Genomic DNA, 17,083 nt, shown 5'->3' on the forward strand with positions numbered 1-17,083 from the left:
GCCTACACGGCCTCTGTCGCTTCCTGCGGCGTAATTTCGACGAAGGCTGCGGAGTCGTCTTCGCTGATCACTGTGAGCGTGAACTCGCCTCTCGGCGTGAGCGTCCAGACCGGCGCGCTGCCGGTCGTCATACCGATCTCTTGGCTCTCTTGGCCGTTCTGGCCGAGTCGGATCGTTGCATCGACTGACTCGCCGGTTTCGGCGTCGAGGACGGTCACGCCGAGCGGGCCACCGATATAGCTCCGTTGGACTCGCACCTCAAGGCCATCTTGTACCTTGGTCGTCTGTTGGCTGGCGACGAACTCATCCAGTGAGAGCCGTTGGTGTTCGACGAACGGCTGTCCTGTCCCGCCATCGATGAACAGCTGGAGGCTACCGAGGCCGATTCCGTTGATCGAGAGCACCGAAATCGGCCCTGGGCCGGCGATACTCCACGTGCCGCCACTCCGCTGCTCCCACCAGACTGGATACTGCTCTTCGGCGAACGTTTCGACATCACCGGCCGTGATTTCGCCGCCGCCGCGGCGGTTTTCCATCCGATAGACTTCCCGTAGGTACTCATCGCCGTCAATCGCGGTGAGTTCAATACTCTCGTCGGTCGCTTGGATCGACACTCGCCCGTCCGAGCGATCACCGCTGAGCACCGCTTCGGCGTAACTCCGGACCGGTCCGTCGAGCATCCGGAGTTCGTAATCGATCGCTGTGAGCCGATCCGCCAGCGACGAGTCGACCTCAAGGGTATTAGCTCGCGCTTCGAGCACGTCGTGTCGTTCCTGCAACCGGGTGACGGTGCCGCCGATCAGTGCCAACTCTTCGAGCAGTGCTTTCGGCTCGCGGTCGCCGTCGGCGAAGGCACTGATTGCCGCGGCCTCCCGCTGTCTGAGTCGCGTTACCGTCGACTCCAAGGCGGCGACTTCGTGTTCAAGTCGTTGCCGCTGCTCGGCCTCCGACCCCGCTGCCAACTCGCGGTCGATAACCGACGTGGCGATGGAGTCGGTCGCTGCGGCGGTATCGAAGCCGGCAGCGGGACCGAGATCGACGTGGTGGCGTCTGAGATCGCTCCGTTCGACCAGCGGGCCGGGAATCGCCAACACGTTCGTCGGCGTGCCGGCGAGCTCCGTCGTCGACTGGTCGGTCGTACTGACCTGCAGCGGCGTGGGTTGAGCCGGACCCGACGGCTCTGGTTCGGCAACGGGAGCGGGGACCACCGCACCGACGCCGACGGTCGCCGTCACCAGCAGCCCCACGAGGGCCAGTGGGAGGAGTCTCATCTGTCGGGACTCTCTGCCGAACGGACAAAAATCCATCTACAGTTCCCGCAGTCGTGTCCCGTGGCGTGGCTCCCTCTGGCGATATGACTGATAGAAAGCGTTTTCCCCGACGACTGTGACCCTCCAGCCATGCGGGCCGTCGCTCTCTCGGCGATCCTCCTCGTGCTTCTAGGGGCGTTTGCAGTCCCCGGAGCGGCGGCTCTCCCGGCCAGCGGTGTAGCCCAAACCGACGGTCCGTCGTCGGCGACTGCCCTCGCCGGCGACAACGTCTCCGAGCCCGCGACGACGATGGATGTCAGACTCCAACCGGATCGGAGTGCCGAGTGGACGGTCACCGTCGAGTACACCCTCGACAGCGAGACCGCCCAAGCCGCCTTCGACGATCTCGCGGCGACCTACGAAGAGGGTACGGCCGACGCCGGGCCGGACGCAGCGCTCTACCGAAACATCGCCGATCTCGCCGGCGAGCGGACCGACCGCGACATGGCGATCGAAGATGTCAACTACGCCGCGATGCGGGAGGGTTCGACCGGCCGGCTTCGGCTGTCGTTCACGTGGACCGAGTTCCTCGGCTCGAGCGGCGACGGCGATGACGAACAGCTCGTCTTCAACGACGCGCTTCGAACCCCGAGCGGCGACTCGTGGCTGACCACGCTCGAAGCAAACCAGACGCTCCGGATCCACACGCCGCGTGGGTACGCGATCACGAGCGCGAACGTCGCGTTCTCGGACAACACCGTCGAGATCGAGGGACCACGAACCTTCCAGCCCGACGATCACATCCGGATCGTCTATGACGAGTCCGTCTTCGGGGCCGGCTCGGCCCGTTTTCTCGGCGTCGCCGTCATCATCGCCTCGCTGATCGTCGGCACCGCGGTCCTGCTGCGCCGGACCGACAGCGTCAATGTCCGCGAAACCGTGCTCCCCTCGGCCGAGGAAAGCGGCAACGGAGCGGCCGCGGAACCGGCAGCGACCCCCGACCAGCCGGCTGAGCCGGCTTCCGAACCCGCCGAGGAAGACCTCTCGCTGCTCGCCGACGACGAGCGGGTCGAACGCCTGCTCGAACGCAACGGCGGGCGGATGCGACAGGCCGACATCGTTGCGGAAACTGACTGGTCGGATGCGAAGGTCTCCCAACTGTTGTCGTCGATGGCAGACGAGGACCGGATCTCGAAACTCCGGATCGGCCGTGAGAACCTGATCACACTGCCCGATGTCGACGCAGCCGGTGGCGATGCCGACGCTGACAGTGCTGGCGACGACGATGAAGCCGACGCTGCTGGCGACGCTGATACTGATTCCCGTGATCGATCCTAACGGCGTCGCGTTCGGGGTCCGTCACCTACTTTGCCGAACGTCACCTATGGGCTCTCAATGGAGTATCTGCAGCGGCGGATCGGCATGGTCAACGACCGGCTGGAGGGGGTCATCGACGCTGCCGAGCCTGACGATCTCTCCGAGCAACTCGGCCACGTCGTCCTCGCGGGCGGGAAGCGCGTCCGGCCGGCGGTAACGCTGCTGGCCTGCGAGGCCGTCGGCGGCGAGCAGGAAGCGGCGGTCGATTTCGCCGCCGGCATCGAATTCGTCCACAACGCTTCCCTGGTCATCGACGACATCATCGACCGCTCTGACACCCGCCGCGGGACGCCGAGCGCGTGGTCCGAATACGGCTTCGGGCCGGCGATCATTGCAAGCGACGGCCTGCTCGGCGAGGCCTTCGCGCTGTTTTCCAGCAACGACCGCGCGATGGAGATCGTCGCCGAATCGATGATCCACCTCGGTGAGGGCGAAGCGACCGAACTCGCCGCGCGGCCGACGACCGAAGCCGAGTACATGACGCTGGCTCGTCGAAAGACGGGCGCGCTGTTCCGTGCATCGGCCGAACTCGGCGCGGTCGCCGGCGAGGCGGAACCGGAGACGGTCGAAGCCTTCGGCGAGTACGCCGAGCGGGTCGGCGTCGCCTTCCAGATTCGGGACGACGTGTTGGACGCGACCGCCAGCGCGGCCGACCTCGGGAAACCCGCGGGACAGGACGAAACGATGGATCGGCCCTCGCTGATCCAGATCACGGATCTCACGCCCGAGGAAGCCGACCAGCGGGCCCGCGAGCAGTCGGATCTCGCGCTTGAGGCACTCGATGCCGTCGATCTGCCGGAGACGGATGCCGAAGCGTACCTCCGTGACCTTGCGGAGTTCGTCGTCGTCCGCGAGCGGTAAGCATGACAACCCGCGAATGGAAACGCTCTTTTGACTATCGCTCGCAGTGTGAGACATATGAGCAACGGCGAGGACGACGCGACCGACGCCGACGAGGTCGATGCCGACGAACCTGAAAGCGAGGCCGAGGCTGAGACCGAGACCGCGGCCGACGCCGAAGCCGGCGAGTTGGCCACGACCGAGAGCCTTGATGAACGCTGTGAGGCTGCTGCAGAGGCTCTTGACGCCGCCGAGACCGAGGCTGACCTCGACGACGTGGAGGCGACCCTCGACGCGATCGAGGCCGACCTCCCACCAGTCCCAGAGGCTGACGAGGACGACGAGGAAGAACCAGAAGATCCACACGCAGAGGCTCGCTCCCAACTTGCCGACCTCCGCGAGGGTCTCGAAGCGGCGCGCGGCCCCTACGCGACGGACGTGACCGACGCGATTGCGGCAGCGAACACCGCGATCGACGACGGCGACTGGACCGAACAGGGCGAAGGCGAAGTCGTTGATGCCGTCGGCACGTTCGTTGATGCCGTCGCTGAGCAGATCGACACCGACGCTGGGCAGCCGGCGACGTTCGACGAGACTGGTTCGACGCTCGATGCAGTCGCGGAGACCGTCGAGGCGGCCGGCCTTGATCCCGACGCTGACAAAGAGACGCTCACCGCGCTGGTCGACGCGACCGACGCGCTGGAAAGCGACCTCGACGCCGCCCAAGAGTGGGCCGACCTCTCGGTGCGAGAGACGCTGCAGTCCGAGGGCTACTACGACGTGCTCGGGCACACCAAGGATTACCCGATGGAGTGGGCCGCGCTCAAGGAACACGAGAAGCGCGGCAACACCGAGATGATCCTCATGGCCCTCGACAGCCTCGATTCGGACTTCATGGAGGAACACTGTCTTGATGCCCTCGAACGGATGGGGCCGGTCGCGGCGACCGACGAGGCCATCGAGACGATGCTCGCCCGCGCCGAGAAACGCAAGAAACCCGCCATTCGGATTCTTGGGAAGATGGGTGCGACCGAGGCCGTCGAGACGCTGATCGAGTACGTCGATGCCGACAGCGACGCGCCGCTGCAGAAGGTCACCTTCCGCGCGCTCGGCGAGATCGGCGACGACCGCGCCGTCCAGCCGCTGGCCGACAAACTCCTGATGGACAACGATGTCGTCCGCCCGCAGGCAGCTCGCGCGCTCGGCCTGCTCGGCGATACGCGGGCGATCAAGCCGCTCTCGGAAACGCTGAAAGCCGACGACGACGCCAACGTCCGCGCCCAAGCCGCGTGGGCACTCCGGCAGATCGGCACGAAACGCGCCCTTGAGGCCGTCGTCGATCACGGCAGCGATGAGACGTTCGTCGTGCAGACCGAGTTGGACAAAGCCCGCGAGGAACTCGACGCCGCCGTCCCGAACGCCTGACTCGCCCCGTCGCCGTTGCGCTCGCCGCGTCGTTCTATTCTTTGACCGAGTGACCTGTCAATCTTACTGAGACGCTCCTTTTCCCTCCACAACCGCAATATCTACTGCATGCCACACGCACTATTCGTCGTCAGCGAGCAGGGGTATTGGGGCGAAGAATGTATCGAGCCGCTGTCGACGCTTGATGCCGCGGGCGTCGATGTCACTGTCGCCACGCCGACCGGCGAGCCACCGGTCGTCGACGAGCGATCAGTCGATCCCGACGAGGTCGGCGAGGAAATCTCCGAAGAAGTGCTGGAATACGATGAGAACGACGAGCGCCTCGCCGATCCCGAGCCGATTGCGACCGTTGACGCCGCCGATTACGATGCCGTCGTCTTCCCCGGCGGCCACGGCACGATGTGGGACATCAACACCGATCGCCACGCGCGGAAACTGCTGACTGACGCGGTCGCCGGCGACGACGGCGTCGCGCTCGTCGTCTGTCACGCCGTCGGGCTGCTCGGCTTCACGCGCACCGAGAGCGGCGAGTATCTCGTCGACGGCCGCGATGTGACCGGCTTCCCCAACGNGTGGGAGGAAGGNATCGTNGACGACNACGANCTGATGNNNGACGGCCGGAANCTCCCCTACTGGGTCGAAGACGAGGTNNNNGNNGCCGGNGCGAACTGGGANGCNGAACTCGATTCGGATACCAGCGTCACCGTCGAGGGCGACCTGATCACCGCCCGCGGTCCGGGTTCCTCCGCCGACGCGGCAGCGACGCTGCTGGCCGAACTCGGCATCGAAGCGACAGCCTAGGCGACCGCCGGCCGCTTCGCGCCCCGCGGCCTCACTGAATCGCTTCTATTTTGAAGACGGCTTCCTCGATGTTCTCGCTGCGACACTCCGGACAGCGCGAGGGATAGTTGATCGGATCGTCGTAGCCGCTGAACCCGCAGTTCCCGCATTCCGGCGGCGCGACGAGGAACTCCTGTTCCTCGGCGTAGCGCACGGAGCGAGCGACGTGTTGGATGTCGGTGTAGATCGTCGACACCGGCGTGTCGAGGTCGTCGGCGAGTTCGCTGGCGGTCGCGGGCCCCTCGCCGAGGCGATCGGCGAGTCTTTCACGGCGCGTCGAATCGGTCATACCCGATCACATGTCCCCGACGATCAAAAACACAGCCAGTCCAGTTCGGTTGCACCGTCGTTAGGGTGGAAGGTGCCGATCGTAGATCGTGCTGCGGTGACCCACGGCCTCGACACGCAGGATATCGTCGTTGCGTTCCCACGCGATGATAGTGCGATAATCACCGATACGGAGTTTGTAGTACGGAAATCCACGGAGTGGGGCCAGTCGATGATCCGGCCACTCAGCCGCTTCGTCGATCTTCGACAGTATTCGATCCGCAGTCTGCGTTTCGAGATCCTCCAACTGATCGATGGCTTTCTCGGTGTAGCTGACCTCAGTCATCGAGCCCTAACCGGTCGCGCGCTTCCGCGGCCGACACTGTGTCATCGTTTTCGATCTGTTCACGACTCGTTTCGAGCGCGGCCAGTGTCTCTTCGGAGAGTGCTGCCGGGTCCTCAACCCAGTCGCGGAGGGCATCACGGATCGCCTCGGATTTACTCGCATAGCCGCGCTCTTCCCACGCCGAATCGATCCGATCGAGGAGGGATTCAGGTACGCGAACGTTGATTTTTGTCATCCGATCGTCGCCCTGATCGGTTTCAGTACTCATATACTGTGATACAGCGGTATCACATAAAAACGTTCGCTGGAACGCGCTTTCTGCGTTCCTCGGCTACTCGACTAACTGCGCGTCGGTGATCCGCACGCGGCCGCTGTCGCCGTTCCATTCGGTGTCGTATTCGAGTTCGATCCGCCGATCCATGTGCGGGCCATTGGTCACAAATGTCTCGAACTCGCCGCCTTCGCCGAGCAGGTGGACGCCGTACTCCTCGTTGAGTTCGCGCAGCTCGTCGATCGCGTCGGCATCGAGCGTCCGCCCGAGCCACGATTCGTCTAGGCCGTAGGCTGCGACCTGCAGGATCGTAATCTCGAAACCCGCGTCCAACATGTCGGCGGCTAATTCCTCGGGATCGCGCTGCCACAACGGCGCGAAAAGGTCGATTCCGAGGCGGTCACACATCTCCTGAATCCGGTTGGTCTGGAACTCGCTTTCGATGGCACCCGCGGTGACGCCCGCGAGGTCGATGTCGCTTGCGAGCTCCGTGAGGGCGTCTTCCAGTGGTTCGAGTTCGGCATCGCCCTGTGCGGCCGAGTCGTCGGCGTCGCTGGCAGCGAGATCGCCGGGATCGACTTCGACCAACTCGATGCCGATGCTCTCGGCAGCGACCTGTGCGAGCTGTGTCTCCGGGACGTGGTACATGTAGGAGTCCTCGGAGGGATGGACGGTCAGTAGTCGAGTCACGTTTAATCCCTCTTCGAGGGCCTGATAGAGGGCCCACGAGGAGTCCTTCCCGCCCGAAAAGAGGCTCACCCAATCGTCTGTCATACCGGTTACAGACCTGCTGGGGTAATACCGGCTTTGATCCGGCTACAGGATGATCGACTTCTTGCGGAGCATCTGTTCGATGGCCGCGTGGATGCCCTCGCGGTTGATTCCGGAGGCGTCGTTGCCGCCGAAGGGGATGTCGCCGAGGCCGTGGGAGGGCGCGCCGTTGATCCGGACGCCGCCGGCGTCGATTTTGTGAGCGACTCGCATTGCGCGGTCGTGATCGGTCGTGAACACCGAAGCATCGAGGGCATATTTGTCGGCGTTGGCGAGATCGATCGCCTCCCCCTCTTCCTCGAAGGTCGTCACCGCGGCGACGGGGCCGAACTGCTCTTTGTGGATGATTTCGGCGTCCTGTGGGACGTTGGCCAACACTGTCGGCTCAACGAACGCGCCGTCGCGCTCGCCGCCTAAGACGAGATCTGCACCGTCGGCGACCGCGTCGTCGATGAGCTCTTTGACCTCTTTGGCGTGGTCTTCGTCGATGAGCGGCCCGAAGTCCGTCTCCTCCTCAAAGAGGTCGCCGACGACCCAGCCCTCCATCGTCAGCCGAATCCGCTTGACGAGCTCGTCGTGAACGGATTCGTGGGCCAGCACGCGGGAGACGGCCGAACACCGCTGGCCGCCGAACTTGACCGAGCCGGCCGTACAGGCTCCGGCGGCGTCTTCGAGGGCCGCGTCGGGGAAGATGATCGCCGGGGCGTTGCCACCGAGTTCCATCACAAGGTTGACCATCCCCGACTCCTTGGCGACGTGGGTGCCGGCCCCCGAGGAGCCGGTCATGGCGATGGTGTCAACGCGGCTGTCGCCAGCGAGTGTATCGCCGATCTCGCGGCTGTGGCCGGGCACGAAGTTGACCGCGCCCTCGGGGAGGTCAACCGCTGAGGTGATTACGTCCGTCAGCAGGGCCGCGGTCGTCGGCGTCTTGCTCGACGGTTTGAGGACGACGCTGTTGCCTGCGGCGAGCGCGGGGGCGATCTGCAGGGTCGTCGTCTGCAAGGGGTAATTGTACGGGGCGATACAGAGTACCGTGCCGATGGGTTCGGGTTTGACGATGGCCGTCCAGCCCTCGTGGCCGGGCGTCGATCCCTCGCGGTACTCGCCGTACGTTCTGGATAGGTCGCGGGCTTCGGCGGCCGCAAACCGGAACCGCCGGGCCGCACTCGGCGGCGCGCCGCTCGCCGCTGAGATCGGCTTCCCTGCTTCGCGGACGATCATCTCGGCGAACTCGTCGGCTCTGGCTTCGAGGTCGTCGGCGATGGATTCCAGCCACTCGGCGCGTTCGACAGGCGTCGTCTCGCGCATCGCTTCCTGTGCTGTTGCCGCGGCTGCGAGTGCGTCCTCAGCCTGTTCGCTGCTAGCAGCAGCCACGTTGGCAACGGTGCCGCCGTCGGCAAGATCACGGACGGCGATCGTGTCGTCGCCGTCTCGCCACTCGCCGTCGATGTAGAGCTGTTCGGTGTACTGTGGCTCGTCAGCCATATGCCCATATCAGCGGGATATCATAAGAGCGTTCGGCGGGTGTCCACCATGCGCACAGGGCCGGTGACTGAGCCTGTCGCTGCGGTGGAAGCCTGTCACTGCGAAAAAAGCCGTTGTGGTGGCGAAAACTCGTCGCCGGCNGTCTACATGTAGCCGAGNTCGCGCAGNCGCTCCATCAGGTCCTCTTTGTCCTGGGCGCGNCCGGCGCGCTCGGTCGTGTTNTCGAGNTCCTGCAGCCANGCNGGCTCNTCGGNNGNCTTCTCGGTGCTGACTTCGCTACCGAGGCTTCGGAATCCAGCGAAGTATTTGGGGGAGATCGGCACGTCGTCCTGCTTGACGCCTTCCGGCAGGTCGTCGGCGGATTCCGGCACGTAGCCATCCTCGGGGAACGCCTCGACGGTGTCCGGGACGACGTAGTTCCAGAACACGTCCCACACGTCGCTCTCGTCGAACTGNAGGATNGGCTGNATGCGGTCGTGNGGCGGGTAGATGTCNGGNTCGTGNCGCGNNNAGAAGAACGTCTCGTCGGCGCGCGCCTCCTGTTCGTCCCANCGGANGCCGGAGATGANGCCGTCGATACCGTGNNNNTCGAGGGCNTCGTTGAGCGCGACCGTCTTCAGCAAGTGGTTGCCGACGTAGGTGTCCAGCAGGAACGGGAACGTGTCTTCCTCGTATTCGAGGATCTCCCGAACGTGGTGTTGGTTGTGCTCGGAGAGCTCCGAGACCGGGATGTCGTCGCCGGGTTCGAGCCCGTGTTCGTCGACGTACTCGCCGACATCCTCGTTGCGGGCGTAGACGAGGTCAATATCCCACTCCTCGGCCCAGTGTTCGATGAAGTCGGTGATCTCATCGAAGTGCTGGTAGTGGTCGATGAAGACCGCCGTCGGCTTCTCGTAACCGTACTTCTNNNCGGCGACCTGGTTGATGAAGTACAGCGTCAGCGTCGAGTCCTTGCCGCCGGTCCACATGACCGCCGGGTTCTCGTACTGTTCGAGCCCTGCTTGTGTTACTTCGATTGCCTTTTCGATCTTGTCGGGCAGTCGGGGATAATCGACTGGATCTTCTCCCTCACCGTCGGTATAATCGACGTCGAGGTAGTCAGGGAAGTCTGCTGACATCGTATAATGACATCTAATTAGCCGAAATAAAGGTCTTGTGACAGCCGATCTCGGTGTCAATAGTTACCAATAGCTACAACGAAATCCGGTTCCCACGGGAGCGAGTGCGTCGGTTCACACGTCGGTGACAGCGATACTGGAAGGGTGTCGATGTGGGCGTGACCAAGCCCCGCCCGTTTTCACACTGGCGTCCAACAAGGGACTGATGGCATCGATTGATCCCCGCTCGATTGCGACCGGCAGCCTCGTTGGCACACTCTCGTGGCTCGTCGGCTACGCGATCACCTACCTCCTCATCGCACCGAACCTCCGGGAGTCACCGCTCAACCGGATCATCGAAACGCTTGACGGCGCGCCGGCGACTCACGAGTTGGTCGGCTGGGTGTTCTTCAACGCCCACTTCGTGGACATCGTCCTCAACATTCCGATCCTCGGGAGTCAGACGACTGGCTACATCGGTGGCGACAACGGGTTCACGACGGCGTTGTATCTCGTTCCAATGCTGTCGTTGCTTGTCGGTGGCGCGCTCGTTGCCCGCCAGCAGGACGCCACTGCTCCCGTCTCCGGCGGCGTTGCCGGGCTAACGCTCTTGCCGGGCTATCTTGTCGTGACGATACTCGGTGGCTTGCTGGTCGAAATCTCGGTTAGCGGAGCCACCGGCGGCCCGGATCTCACGGCTGCAGTCATCCTCGCCGGCATCCTCTATCCGACGGTGTTTGCCGGTATCGGTGGGCTCGGCTGGTCCGTCGTCGAAAACAAGCGGTAGGGCGTTCTGTCGCCGAGGCAGTCACGAACGGCGGCTTCGATCGCTCCCTTAGCTGCTGGCGTTCCCGGTTTGGTTGCCGCTCATCGTCTCGTTGCCACCGCTGGAGCCGTCGTCCATGGTTTCGTTGCCGCCATCCATGGTTTCGTTGCCGCCGTCCATCGACGCGTCGCCGCCCTGATACTCCTCGTCACCGTAGAGCACGGTGGTTGAGGTTGCGACCGGCCGGATGATGTAGCGACCGTTGCCAGTGCGGTTCGGCGCGAAGTCGGCGATGAAGCGCGTGGTCTCCTCGGCTCGCACTTCGAAGCTCTTGTTGAACTTCAGCGGTGCCTCGCCGGGGGTGGTGACGTTCGCATCCGAGCCGTCGGTGAGGACGCCTTCCGTGCCGCTGACATCGAGCTGGAGGAACTCGTAGTCGCCGGCTTCGACTTCCGTCTCGTCGATGAGTTTCGTGCTGCTGCCCTGCAGTTGGACGAGGTCGGCCTCTTGGGGCTCCTCGAACTCGATGTACCGCCGGCCGGCATCGTCGCCCTCTTCGTCCATCTCCTCGTCTTCCATTTCTTCCTCGTCCATCTCCTCGTCGGACTCGTTCATCTCGTCGTCCGATCCGTTCATTTCAGACTCGTTCATCGAGCCGTCGGAGTCGTTCATCTCCTCGTCGTCCATCTCTTCGGAGCCGCCGTCGCCGCCGGCCGGTTTGATCCAGATGCCGGCAAGCGTGACCGTCAGCGACTCGAAGTCGTCGATCGCGTTCGGCTGGTCGGTGACGCTGGTCGACAGCGTCCCGAAGGCCGTGTCGTCGCTGCCGTCTTCACTGGAGGTCTCGTCGCTACTGCCGGCACAGCCAGCGAGGCCGATCATTCCGGCCGTGGCGAGTCCGGTCGTTTTGAGATACGCGCGTCGATCTAGCTGCGAATCCGTTGTTGGCATCATGTTGTATCACTGGGTAGTAGGGAAGTGGCTTTTGTTTATGCGTCAGCCGTTGCTGGTGCCGAATCGGCGGGCGTCTGTCCGCCGAGCATGTCGCTCAGAGCCTTCCCGAGGTTGTCGATCTCACCGTTGAGGAAGCTATTGATCGTGTCGTGAATCCCGCTCACGAAGTCCGGGACCGGCCCCGGGAGGCCGCCGCTCGGGCCGACGGATCGGTCATCGGTCGCTTGGTTGTCTACCGGTTCGTCCGCGGGGGCGGCTGCTGCGGCCGCCGGCATCGCGCCGACGAGCAACAGCAGCGCCGCGCCGACTGCGAAGATCGTTGTTCGGTTCATTGCATCCTGACCATGGCCGGATTCCTACTTAATCGGGGTTCACAGTCGACGCGAATTAACGCTAGCTACGCGCTCTTAGCCCCATTTTCGCCCATTTTCGCACTGTTTCGCCGGCCTATCCGCTTCGTTCTCGTATGAACCGCCTAATCGACCGCAGCGGCACCACAATCGCGCTTGCTCGCACCGCCACGCGCTGCTCCGCTCCGTCACCGTCGACAACTACTCGAAGAGCCCAGAGACGTCATCACGCTTCGCCTGTCGCCGTTCGACCTTCCGGCGAAGCCGGTCGTAGATGAGTCTACGGCGGTCGCGGTCGTCGACGAACGCGGTCAACTGGCCGATGAATTCGGACTGCGATCCCGTCGCCTCATCGCGTGCGAATTCGATTGCCCGCTCGATGATTGCCGTATCGTACGCCTCGTATTCGGCGGTGACGACGCTGGCGGCGGTTGTGATACCCCCGACCGTGAGGTCGGCTGCGGTCAACGTTTGCCCCTCGTACAACAGTGGTGGGGCCGGCTCACGCTCGATCCGCTCGGGATCGGATTCAAGTGTTTGCAGGGCGGCAACCACACTGTCGGTGGCGATGCCGCGGTGGGTCGAGGGCAACGGGATGAGATACGACTGGGCTTGGCCGGCGAGGCCGACCGCACCCTCCCAGTTCCGCTGGCGGGCGTGATAGACGGCGGCGGTGAACTGGATCAACCCATGAAAAAGTCGTTCGTCGTCGCCGTCGGGTAACTTCAGCCACGTTTCCTCCCACGGTTCGTGGGCGGCGTGGTAGTCGCCGGCGGTATAGAGTACGATGCCGGCCCGCAGCGACGTGTCCATACCCCTTGTTTGCGGCCGGTGAGCAAAAACATCCCGTCGCCGCCCCTGAGAGACAAAGTTTTTGATACGATAGTTGTATGCTGAGGTATGACTGACGACGAGAAGACGGTGCTGATCGTCGAAGACGAGGAGGCACTCGCCCAGTCCTACGAACTCCATCTCGAAGACGACTACGAGACGGATATCGCCACCAACGGGGGGCAGGCACTCGCCAAACTCGGGCCGGATATCGATCTCGTTTTGCTGGATCGGCGGATGCCCGGCATGGCCGGCGACGAGGTACTCAAGCGGATCGACGAGTGGGAACTCGACTTCCAGATCATCGTCGTCTCGGCGATCGATCCCGACGTGGACATCATCGATCTCCCGTTCGACGGCTACCTCACGAAATCCGTCTCGAAGGACGATCTGCTCGACGCCGTGGATCGTGCCTTCCTAAAGAAACGCTACGAAGACCTCATCGTCGAGTACAATTCGGCGGCGGAAACGTACGACGTGCTCCGCAACGAGTATTCCCAAGCTGAACTCGATGCGAAAGACGAGTTCGCCGAACTGGAAACCCGACTAGAGGAGTTAGAGGCCGAAATTCACGACATCATCGACGAACTCGACGACAGCACGATCAGCAATATCTTCGACTGAATCTTCTGGCTTCGTTTGTTGGTGCGGCTGTTTGAGATCACCGACTGCGGTCGCTCGTTGTCACTCTTCGCGTAATCCGTATCCGACGACATGCTCCCTTGTCTGATGTTGTTGAGTCGGCGAAAAACGTCCTGACGGAGTCCAACGCGAACGCAGTGAGCGTTGGGCAAGTCAGGACGTGAACGATGAGGAATCTGAGCGAAGCGAAGATTCCGAAGAAGTGAACGTCCTGACGGAGATTTGAACTCCGGTCCCTGGCTCCGCAAGCCAAGAGGATAGTCCACTACCCTATCAGGACTCACCTCTCCCTACCCGTGGTTTACTTAAGACGGTTACGGTACAGCGGTACCACGCTGCGGTCGCCACAGGTTTTTATTCGATACCGAGCCACCCCCGCCATGGAGCAGCGAAAACAGCCGACGCGGCGACGGTTATCAGTGATGCCGACCGGCACGGAATCAACGGAAGGACAACGCTTAACGGGGGTCTGGCCCTGCATCTGTGTATACCTATGGATGTCATAGCGGAGGAGTACGAAGACCTCGACNCCGACGACGTNNCNCTNGANGAGTTCCGCGAGGCGGTCTCCGCCAAGGTCGAGCAGATGGGCGGGCTCGCCGACGAGGAGACGGCGGCGATGCTCATCGCCCACGAGCTCACCGAAGGGGAGGTCGAGGGCATCGCGGACATCGAACCGGGGATGGAGGAGGCGAAGTTCNTCGNNAAGGTNNTCTCGNTCGGCGAACTCCGGACGTTCGAACGCGACGGCGAGGACGAAGAGGATGGCCGCGTCGTCAACCTCGAAGTCGCCGACGAGACGGGACGCATCCGTATCTCGATGTGGGACCAACTGGCCGTCTCCGCCGTTGGCGATCCCGAAGCCGACGAACCCGGCGAACTCGACGTTGGTGACGTGTTGCGGATCGCCGGCCGGCCGAAGGACGGCTACAACGGCGTCGAAGTCAGCGTCGATAAGGCCGAACCCGACGATGAGGCCGAACTCGATGTCGAGACACGGGATGTCTATCGCGTCGAAGACCTCTCGATGGGACTCTCGGACGTGAATCTCAAGGGCAAAATCCTCGATGTCGGCTCGGTCCGCACCTTTGACCGCGACGACGGTTCCGAAGGCCGGGTCTCGAACCTCGCGGTCGGCGATCCGACCGGCCGCATCCGCGTGACGATGTGGGACGAGCAGGCCCCGCTCGTCTCGGAGTTCACCGACGGCCAGTCGGTCGAGATCGTCGACGGCTACGTCAAAGAGCGCGACGGCAGCCTCGAACTCCACGTCGGCTCCCGCGGTGCCGTTGACGAAATCGACGAGGACATCGAGTACGTCCCCGAAACGACAGATATCGACGGCGTCGAAATCGGCCAGACGGTCGATATCGCCGGCGGCGTCATCGAAACCGACTCCAAGCGCACGTTCGACCGCGACGACGGCTCGGAAGGACAGGTCCGCAACATCCGCCTCCGCGACGAGACGGGCGACATGCGGATCGCGCTGTGGGGCGAGAAGGCCGACAAGGACATCGAGTTGGCCGATCGCGTGCTCGTCACCGACGCCGAGATTCAGGACGGCTGGCAGGACGACCTCGAAGCCTCCGCCGGCTGGCAGTCAACGGTAACCGTTCTCGACTCTGATGGCGAAACCGCACCCGCTGACGCGGGCGTTGCGACCGCTGATACCGCTACCGAGACGCAAAATGGCGGCCTCTCAGCATTCGAAGATGCTGACGACGCGGCCGATGCGACTGCGGACGACACCGCTGACGAGACGGTGGCGGAGCCGGCGACAGCAACCTCGACAGGTGAATCGTCGACTGCTGAATCGGCCACTACCGAATCGACGACTGGCGGCGAGGCGGGTGCGGCCACCGCGACACAGCAGGCTAGCGAGACGGTCGAGTTCACCGGGACCGTCGTGCAGGCCGGGAGTCCGATCATCCTCGACAACGGCACCGAGACACGACAGGTCGAAACCGACACCGAGCTCCGTCTCGGCGAGGAAGTAACGGTCCGTGGCACCGAGCGCGGCGGCACCATCGACGCCGAGGACGTTTTCTAAGAGCCGGCGACGGGTTTTTGCCGCGACGACAGCCGTAACGGAAAGGGTTATAGGACGGACAGCCGGCTATGTGGGTATGAGCGTCGAGTTGCCGTTCGCGCCGGTCGATGCGATCATCCGGCGCAACGCCGGCTCGTTGCGGGTGAGTGCGGACGCCGCGGAGGCGTTGGCCCGACGCATCCAACAGCACGGCGCGGAGTTGGCCATCGACGCGGCCGACACGGCAACCGACGACGGACGCAAAACGCTGATGGCATCCGATTTCGGCGTCCAGCAGGTCGTCGACCGCGAGGGACTTGAACTCCCGGTCGCGCCGGTTGACCGGATTGCCCGACTGCGGATCGACGACAGCTACCGGGTGTCGATGGACGCCCGGATCGCGCTGGCTGACATTCTCGAAGATTACGCCGACAACGTCGCATCCGCTGCCGTCACTCTCGCACACCACGCCAACCGCCGCACCGTACAGGCCGACGACATCGAGACCTACTTTTCACTCTTTGAATAATGCAGTTCGGCTACAGTGAGGCCTGTCTGGAGCACGAAACCGGCGAGCGACACCCTGAAACGGCCGACCGACTGCGGGCGATCCGCCGCAGCCTGAAACACAAACACCACGTCGAGTACACCGACGCCCCGGCAGCAACGCCCGAGGACGTGCGGGCGGTCCACGACGGCAGCTACGTCCTCGAACTGGAGGACTTTTGCGAGGACGGCGGCGGCAACTGGGACCGGGACACCGTCGCCTCCGAAGGCACGTGGGAGGCTGCTCTCCAGAGTGCCGGACTGGCGCGCTGGGCGGCCCGCGAGGCGATCGAGGGCGCGAGCGGTCGGGAAACGCCGTTTTCGCTCGGCCGCCCGCCGGGCCACCACGCCGTCGCCCGGAAAGCGATGGGCTTCTGCTTTTTCAACAACGCCGCCGTTGCCGCCCAGAGCCTTCTCGACGACGACACCGTCGAGCGCGTGGCCATCTTCGATTGGGATGTTCACCACGGCAACGGAACGCAGGACATCTTCTACGACAGCGGCTCGGTCTTCTACGGCTCGATTCACGAGGAGGGAATCTACCCGGGCTCCGGCGAGGTCGAGGAAACCGGGACCGGCGACGGCGAGGGATCGACGCTGAACGCGCCGCTGCCGGCAGGGGCTGGTGATGCTGACTATCTCCACGTCATCGACGACGCGCTCGATCCTGCTCTCGGCGCGTACGACCCCGATTTGGTGATCGTCAGTGCCGGTTTCGACGCCCACGAGCATGACCCGATCTCGCGGCACCGCGTGACGACCGAGGGCTACGCACTGATGACCGACCGGCTCCGCGATATCGCCGATGCCAGCGACGCCGCACTGGCATTTGTTTTGGAGGGCGGCTACGGCCTCGATACGCTCTCTGACGGCGTGTCGATGGTCCATGAGACCTTCGACGGCCGCGACCCGATCCCCTGTGAGAACGGCCCCGACGAGTCGACCGTCGAGATCACCGACGAGCTGCGGTCGAAACTCGGAATCGAGTAGTCGTCG

19 protein-coding genes and 1 tRNA gene are annotated in these 17,083 nt (G+C 63.7%); 9 read left to right on the top strand and 11 right to left on the bottom strand.

Annotated features, from left to right (window positions below):
* Window positions 1-2: 2 nt before the first annotated feature.
* Entirely contained in the window at window positions 3-1,271 is a 1,269-nt protein-coding gene (locus EGH24_RS05370) for a DUF7094 domain-containing protein (protein WP_142979134.1), read from the bottom strand.
* A gap of 129 nt (window positions 1,272-1,400) precedes the next feature.
* On the opposite strand from EGH24_RS05370, the gene EGH24_RS05375 reads away from it, so the two are divergent.
* The 4 genes from EGH24_RS05375 (at window position 1,401) to EGH24_RS05390 (ending at window position 5,693) form a co-directional block, all read left to right on the top strand.
* Window positions 1,401-2,588: a helix-turn-helix transcriptional regulator gene (locus EGH24_RS05375; RefSeq protein ID WP_142979135.1), complete on the top strand. Its 1,188-nt coding sequence runs from the start codon at window positions 1,401-1,403 to the stop codon at window positions 2,586-2,588.
* A 57-nt stretch (window positions 2,589-2,645) separates the two neighbouring features.
* Window positions 2,646-3,488 carry a polyprenyl synthetase family protein gene (locus EGH24_RS05380; protein WP_142979136.1) on the top strand — a complete coding sequence of 281 codons (843 nt, stop codon included), beginning with the start codon at window positions 2,646-2,648 and terminating at the stop codon, window positions 3,486-3,488.
* Between the two features lie 57 nt (window positions 3,489-3,545).
* Window positions 3,546-4,892: a HEAT repeat domain-containing protein gene (locus tag EGH24_RS05385; RefSeq protein ID WP_142979137.1), complete on the top strand. Its 1,347-nt coding sequence runs from the start codon at window positions 3,546-3,548 to the stop codon at window positions 4,890-4,892.
* Between the two features lie 108 nt (window positions 4,893-5,000).
* A complete protein-coding gene (locus EGH24_RS05390; protein WP_142979138.1) occupies window positions 5,001-5,693 on the top strand; it encodes a type 1 glutamine amidotransferase domain-containing protein in 693 nt (230 codons plus the stop codon).
* A 31-nt stretch (window positions 5,694-5,724) separates the two neighbouring features.
* Here EGH24_RS05390 and EGH24_RS05395 read toward each other — a convergent pair whose 3' ends face one another.
* From EGH24_RS05395 to EGH24_RS05420, 6 genes are all read right to left on the bottom strand, one after another.
* On the bottom strand, window positions 5,725-6,021 hold the full coding sequence (locus tag EGH24_RS05395; protein WP_142979139.1) for a transcriptional regulator: 297 nt from the start codon (window positions 6,019-6,021) through the stop codon (window positions 5,725-5,727).
* Window positions 6,022-6,081: 60 nt separating this feature from the next.
* A complete protein-coding gene (locus EGH24_RS05400; protein WP_142979140.1) occupies window positions 6,082-6,345 on the bottom strand; it encodes a type II toxin-antitoxin system RelE family toxin in 264 nt (87 codons plus the stop codon).
* Window positions 6,338-6,613: a ribbon-helix-helix domain-containing protein gene (locus EGH24_RS05405; RefSeq protein WP_142979141.1), complete on the bottom strand. Its 276-nt coding sequence runs from the start codon at window positions 6,611-6,613 to the stop codon at window positions 6,338-6,340. The genes EGH24_RS05400 and EGH24_RS05405 overlap by 8 nt, the downstream gene beginning before the upstream one ends.
* 63 nt (window positions 6,614-6,676) lie before the next feature.
* Entirely contained in the window at window positions 6,677-7,390 is a 714-nt protein-coding gene (locus EGH24_RS05410) for a diphthine--ammonia ligase (protein ID WP_142979142.1), read from the bottom strand.
* A gap of 42 nt (window positions 7,391-7,432) precedes the next feature.
* Window positions 7,433-8,872: an aldehyde dehydrogenase family protein gene (locus EGH24_RS05415; protein WP_142979143.1), complete on the bottom strand. Its 1,440-nt coding sequence runs from the start codon at window positions 8,870-8,872 to the stop codon at window positions 7,433-7,435.
* Window positions 8,873-9,015: 143 nt separating this feature from the next.
* A complete protein-coding gene (locus EGH24_RS05420; RefSeq protein WP_142979144.1) occupies window positions 9,016-9,990 on the bottom strand; it encodes a phosphoadenosine phosphosulfate reductase family protein in 975 nt (324 codons plus the stop codon).
* Window positions 9,991-10,195: 205 nt separating this feature from the next.
* Here EGH24_RS05420 and EGH24_RS05425 point away from each other — a divergent pair, with 205 nt between their 5' ends.
* Window positions 10,196-10,756, top strand: coding sequence for a hypothetical protein (locus tag EGH24_RS05425; RefSeq protein ID WP_142979145.1), 561 nt, complete (start codon window positions 10,196-10,198; stop codon window positions 10,754-10,756).
* 48 nt (window positions 10,757-10,804) lie between these two features.
* On the opposite strand, the gene EGH24_RS05430 is transcribed toward EGH24_RS05425, so the two are convergent.
* The 3 genes from EGH24_RS05430 to EGH24_RS05440 all read right to left on the bottom strand — a co-directional run bounded on the left by EGH24_RS05430 (window position 10,805) and on the right by EGH24_RS05440 (window position 12,852).
* Window positions 10,805-11,686, bottom strand: a complete 882-nt coding sequence (locus EGH24_RS05430) for a DUF4382 domain-containing protein (protein ID WP_246057898.1) — start codon at window positions 11,684-11,686, stop codon at window positions 10,805-10,807.
* A gap of 38 nt (window positions 11,687-11,724) precedes the next feature.
* Window positions 11,725-12,021 carry a hypothetical protein gene (locus EGH24_RS05435; protein WP_142979146.1) on the bottom strand — a complete coding sequence of 99 codons (297 nt, stop codon included), beginning with the start codon at window positions 12,019-12,021 and terminating at the stop codon, window positions 11,725-11,727.
* A gap of 219 nt (window positions 12,022-12,240) precedes the next feature.
* A complete protein-coding gene (locus tag EGH24_RS05440) occupies window positions 12,241-12,852 on the bottom strand; it encodes a DUF309 domain-containing protein (RefSeq protein ID WP_142979147.1) in 612 nt (203 codons plus the stop codon).
* An 87-nt stretch (window positions 12,853-12,939) separates the two neighbouring features.
* Between EGH24_RS05440 and EGH24_RS05445 the strand changes: the two genes are divergently transcribed.
* A complete protein-coding gene (locus EGH24_RS05445; RefSeq protein ID WP_142979148.1) occupies window positions 12,940-13,494 on the top strand; it encodes a response regulator in 555 nt (184 codons plus the stop codon).
* Between the two features lie 225 nt (window positions 13,495-13,719).
* Here the strand turns inward: EGH24_RS05445 and EGH24_RS05450 are convergent.
* Window positions 13,720-13,792 (bottom strand) — tRNA-Arg (locus EGH24_RS05450).
* A gap of 213 nt (window positions 13,793-14,005) precedes the next feature.
* Here EGH24_RS05450 and EGH24_RS05455 point away from each other — a divergent pair.
* The 3 genes from EGH24_RS05455 to EGH24_RS05465 all read left to right on the top strand — a co-directional run bounded on the left by EGH24_RS05455 (window position 14,006) and on the right by EGH24_RS05465 (window position 17,077).
* Complete coding sequence (locus EGH24_RS05455; protein WP_142979149.1) at window positions 14,006-15,562, top strand: single-stranded DNA binding protein; 1,557 nt, start codon at window positions 14,006-14,008, stop codon at window positions 15,560-15,562.
* Window positions 15,563-15,638: 76 nt separating this feature from the next.
* The gene (locus tag EGH24_RS05460; protein WP_142979150.1) at window positions 15,639-16,070 is read left to right on the top strand and encodes a histone; all 432 of its coding nucleotides are present in this window, start codon (window positions 15,639-15,641) and stop codon (window positions 16,068-16,070) included.
* Window positions 16,070-17,077 (top strand): histone deacetylase family protein, encoded by a 1,008-nt coding sequence (locus tag EGH24_RS05465; RefSeq protein WP_142979151.1) that lies wholly within the window; start codon window positions 16,070-16,072, stop codon window positions 17,075-17,077. The genes EGH24_RS05460 and EGH24_RS05465 overlap by 1 nt, the downstream gene beginning before the upstream one ends.
* Window positions 17,078-17,083 lie beyond the last annotated feature (6 nt).

It is taken from the genome of Halonotius terrestris, from assembly GCF_006861665.1.
In the GTDB taxonomy this organism is placed as follows: Archaea; Halobacteriota; Halobacteria; order Halobacteriales; family Haloferacaceae; genus Halonotius; species Halonotius terrestris.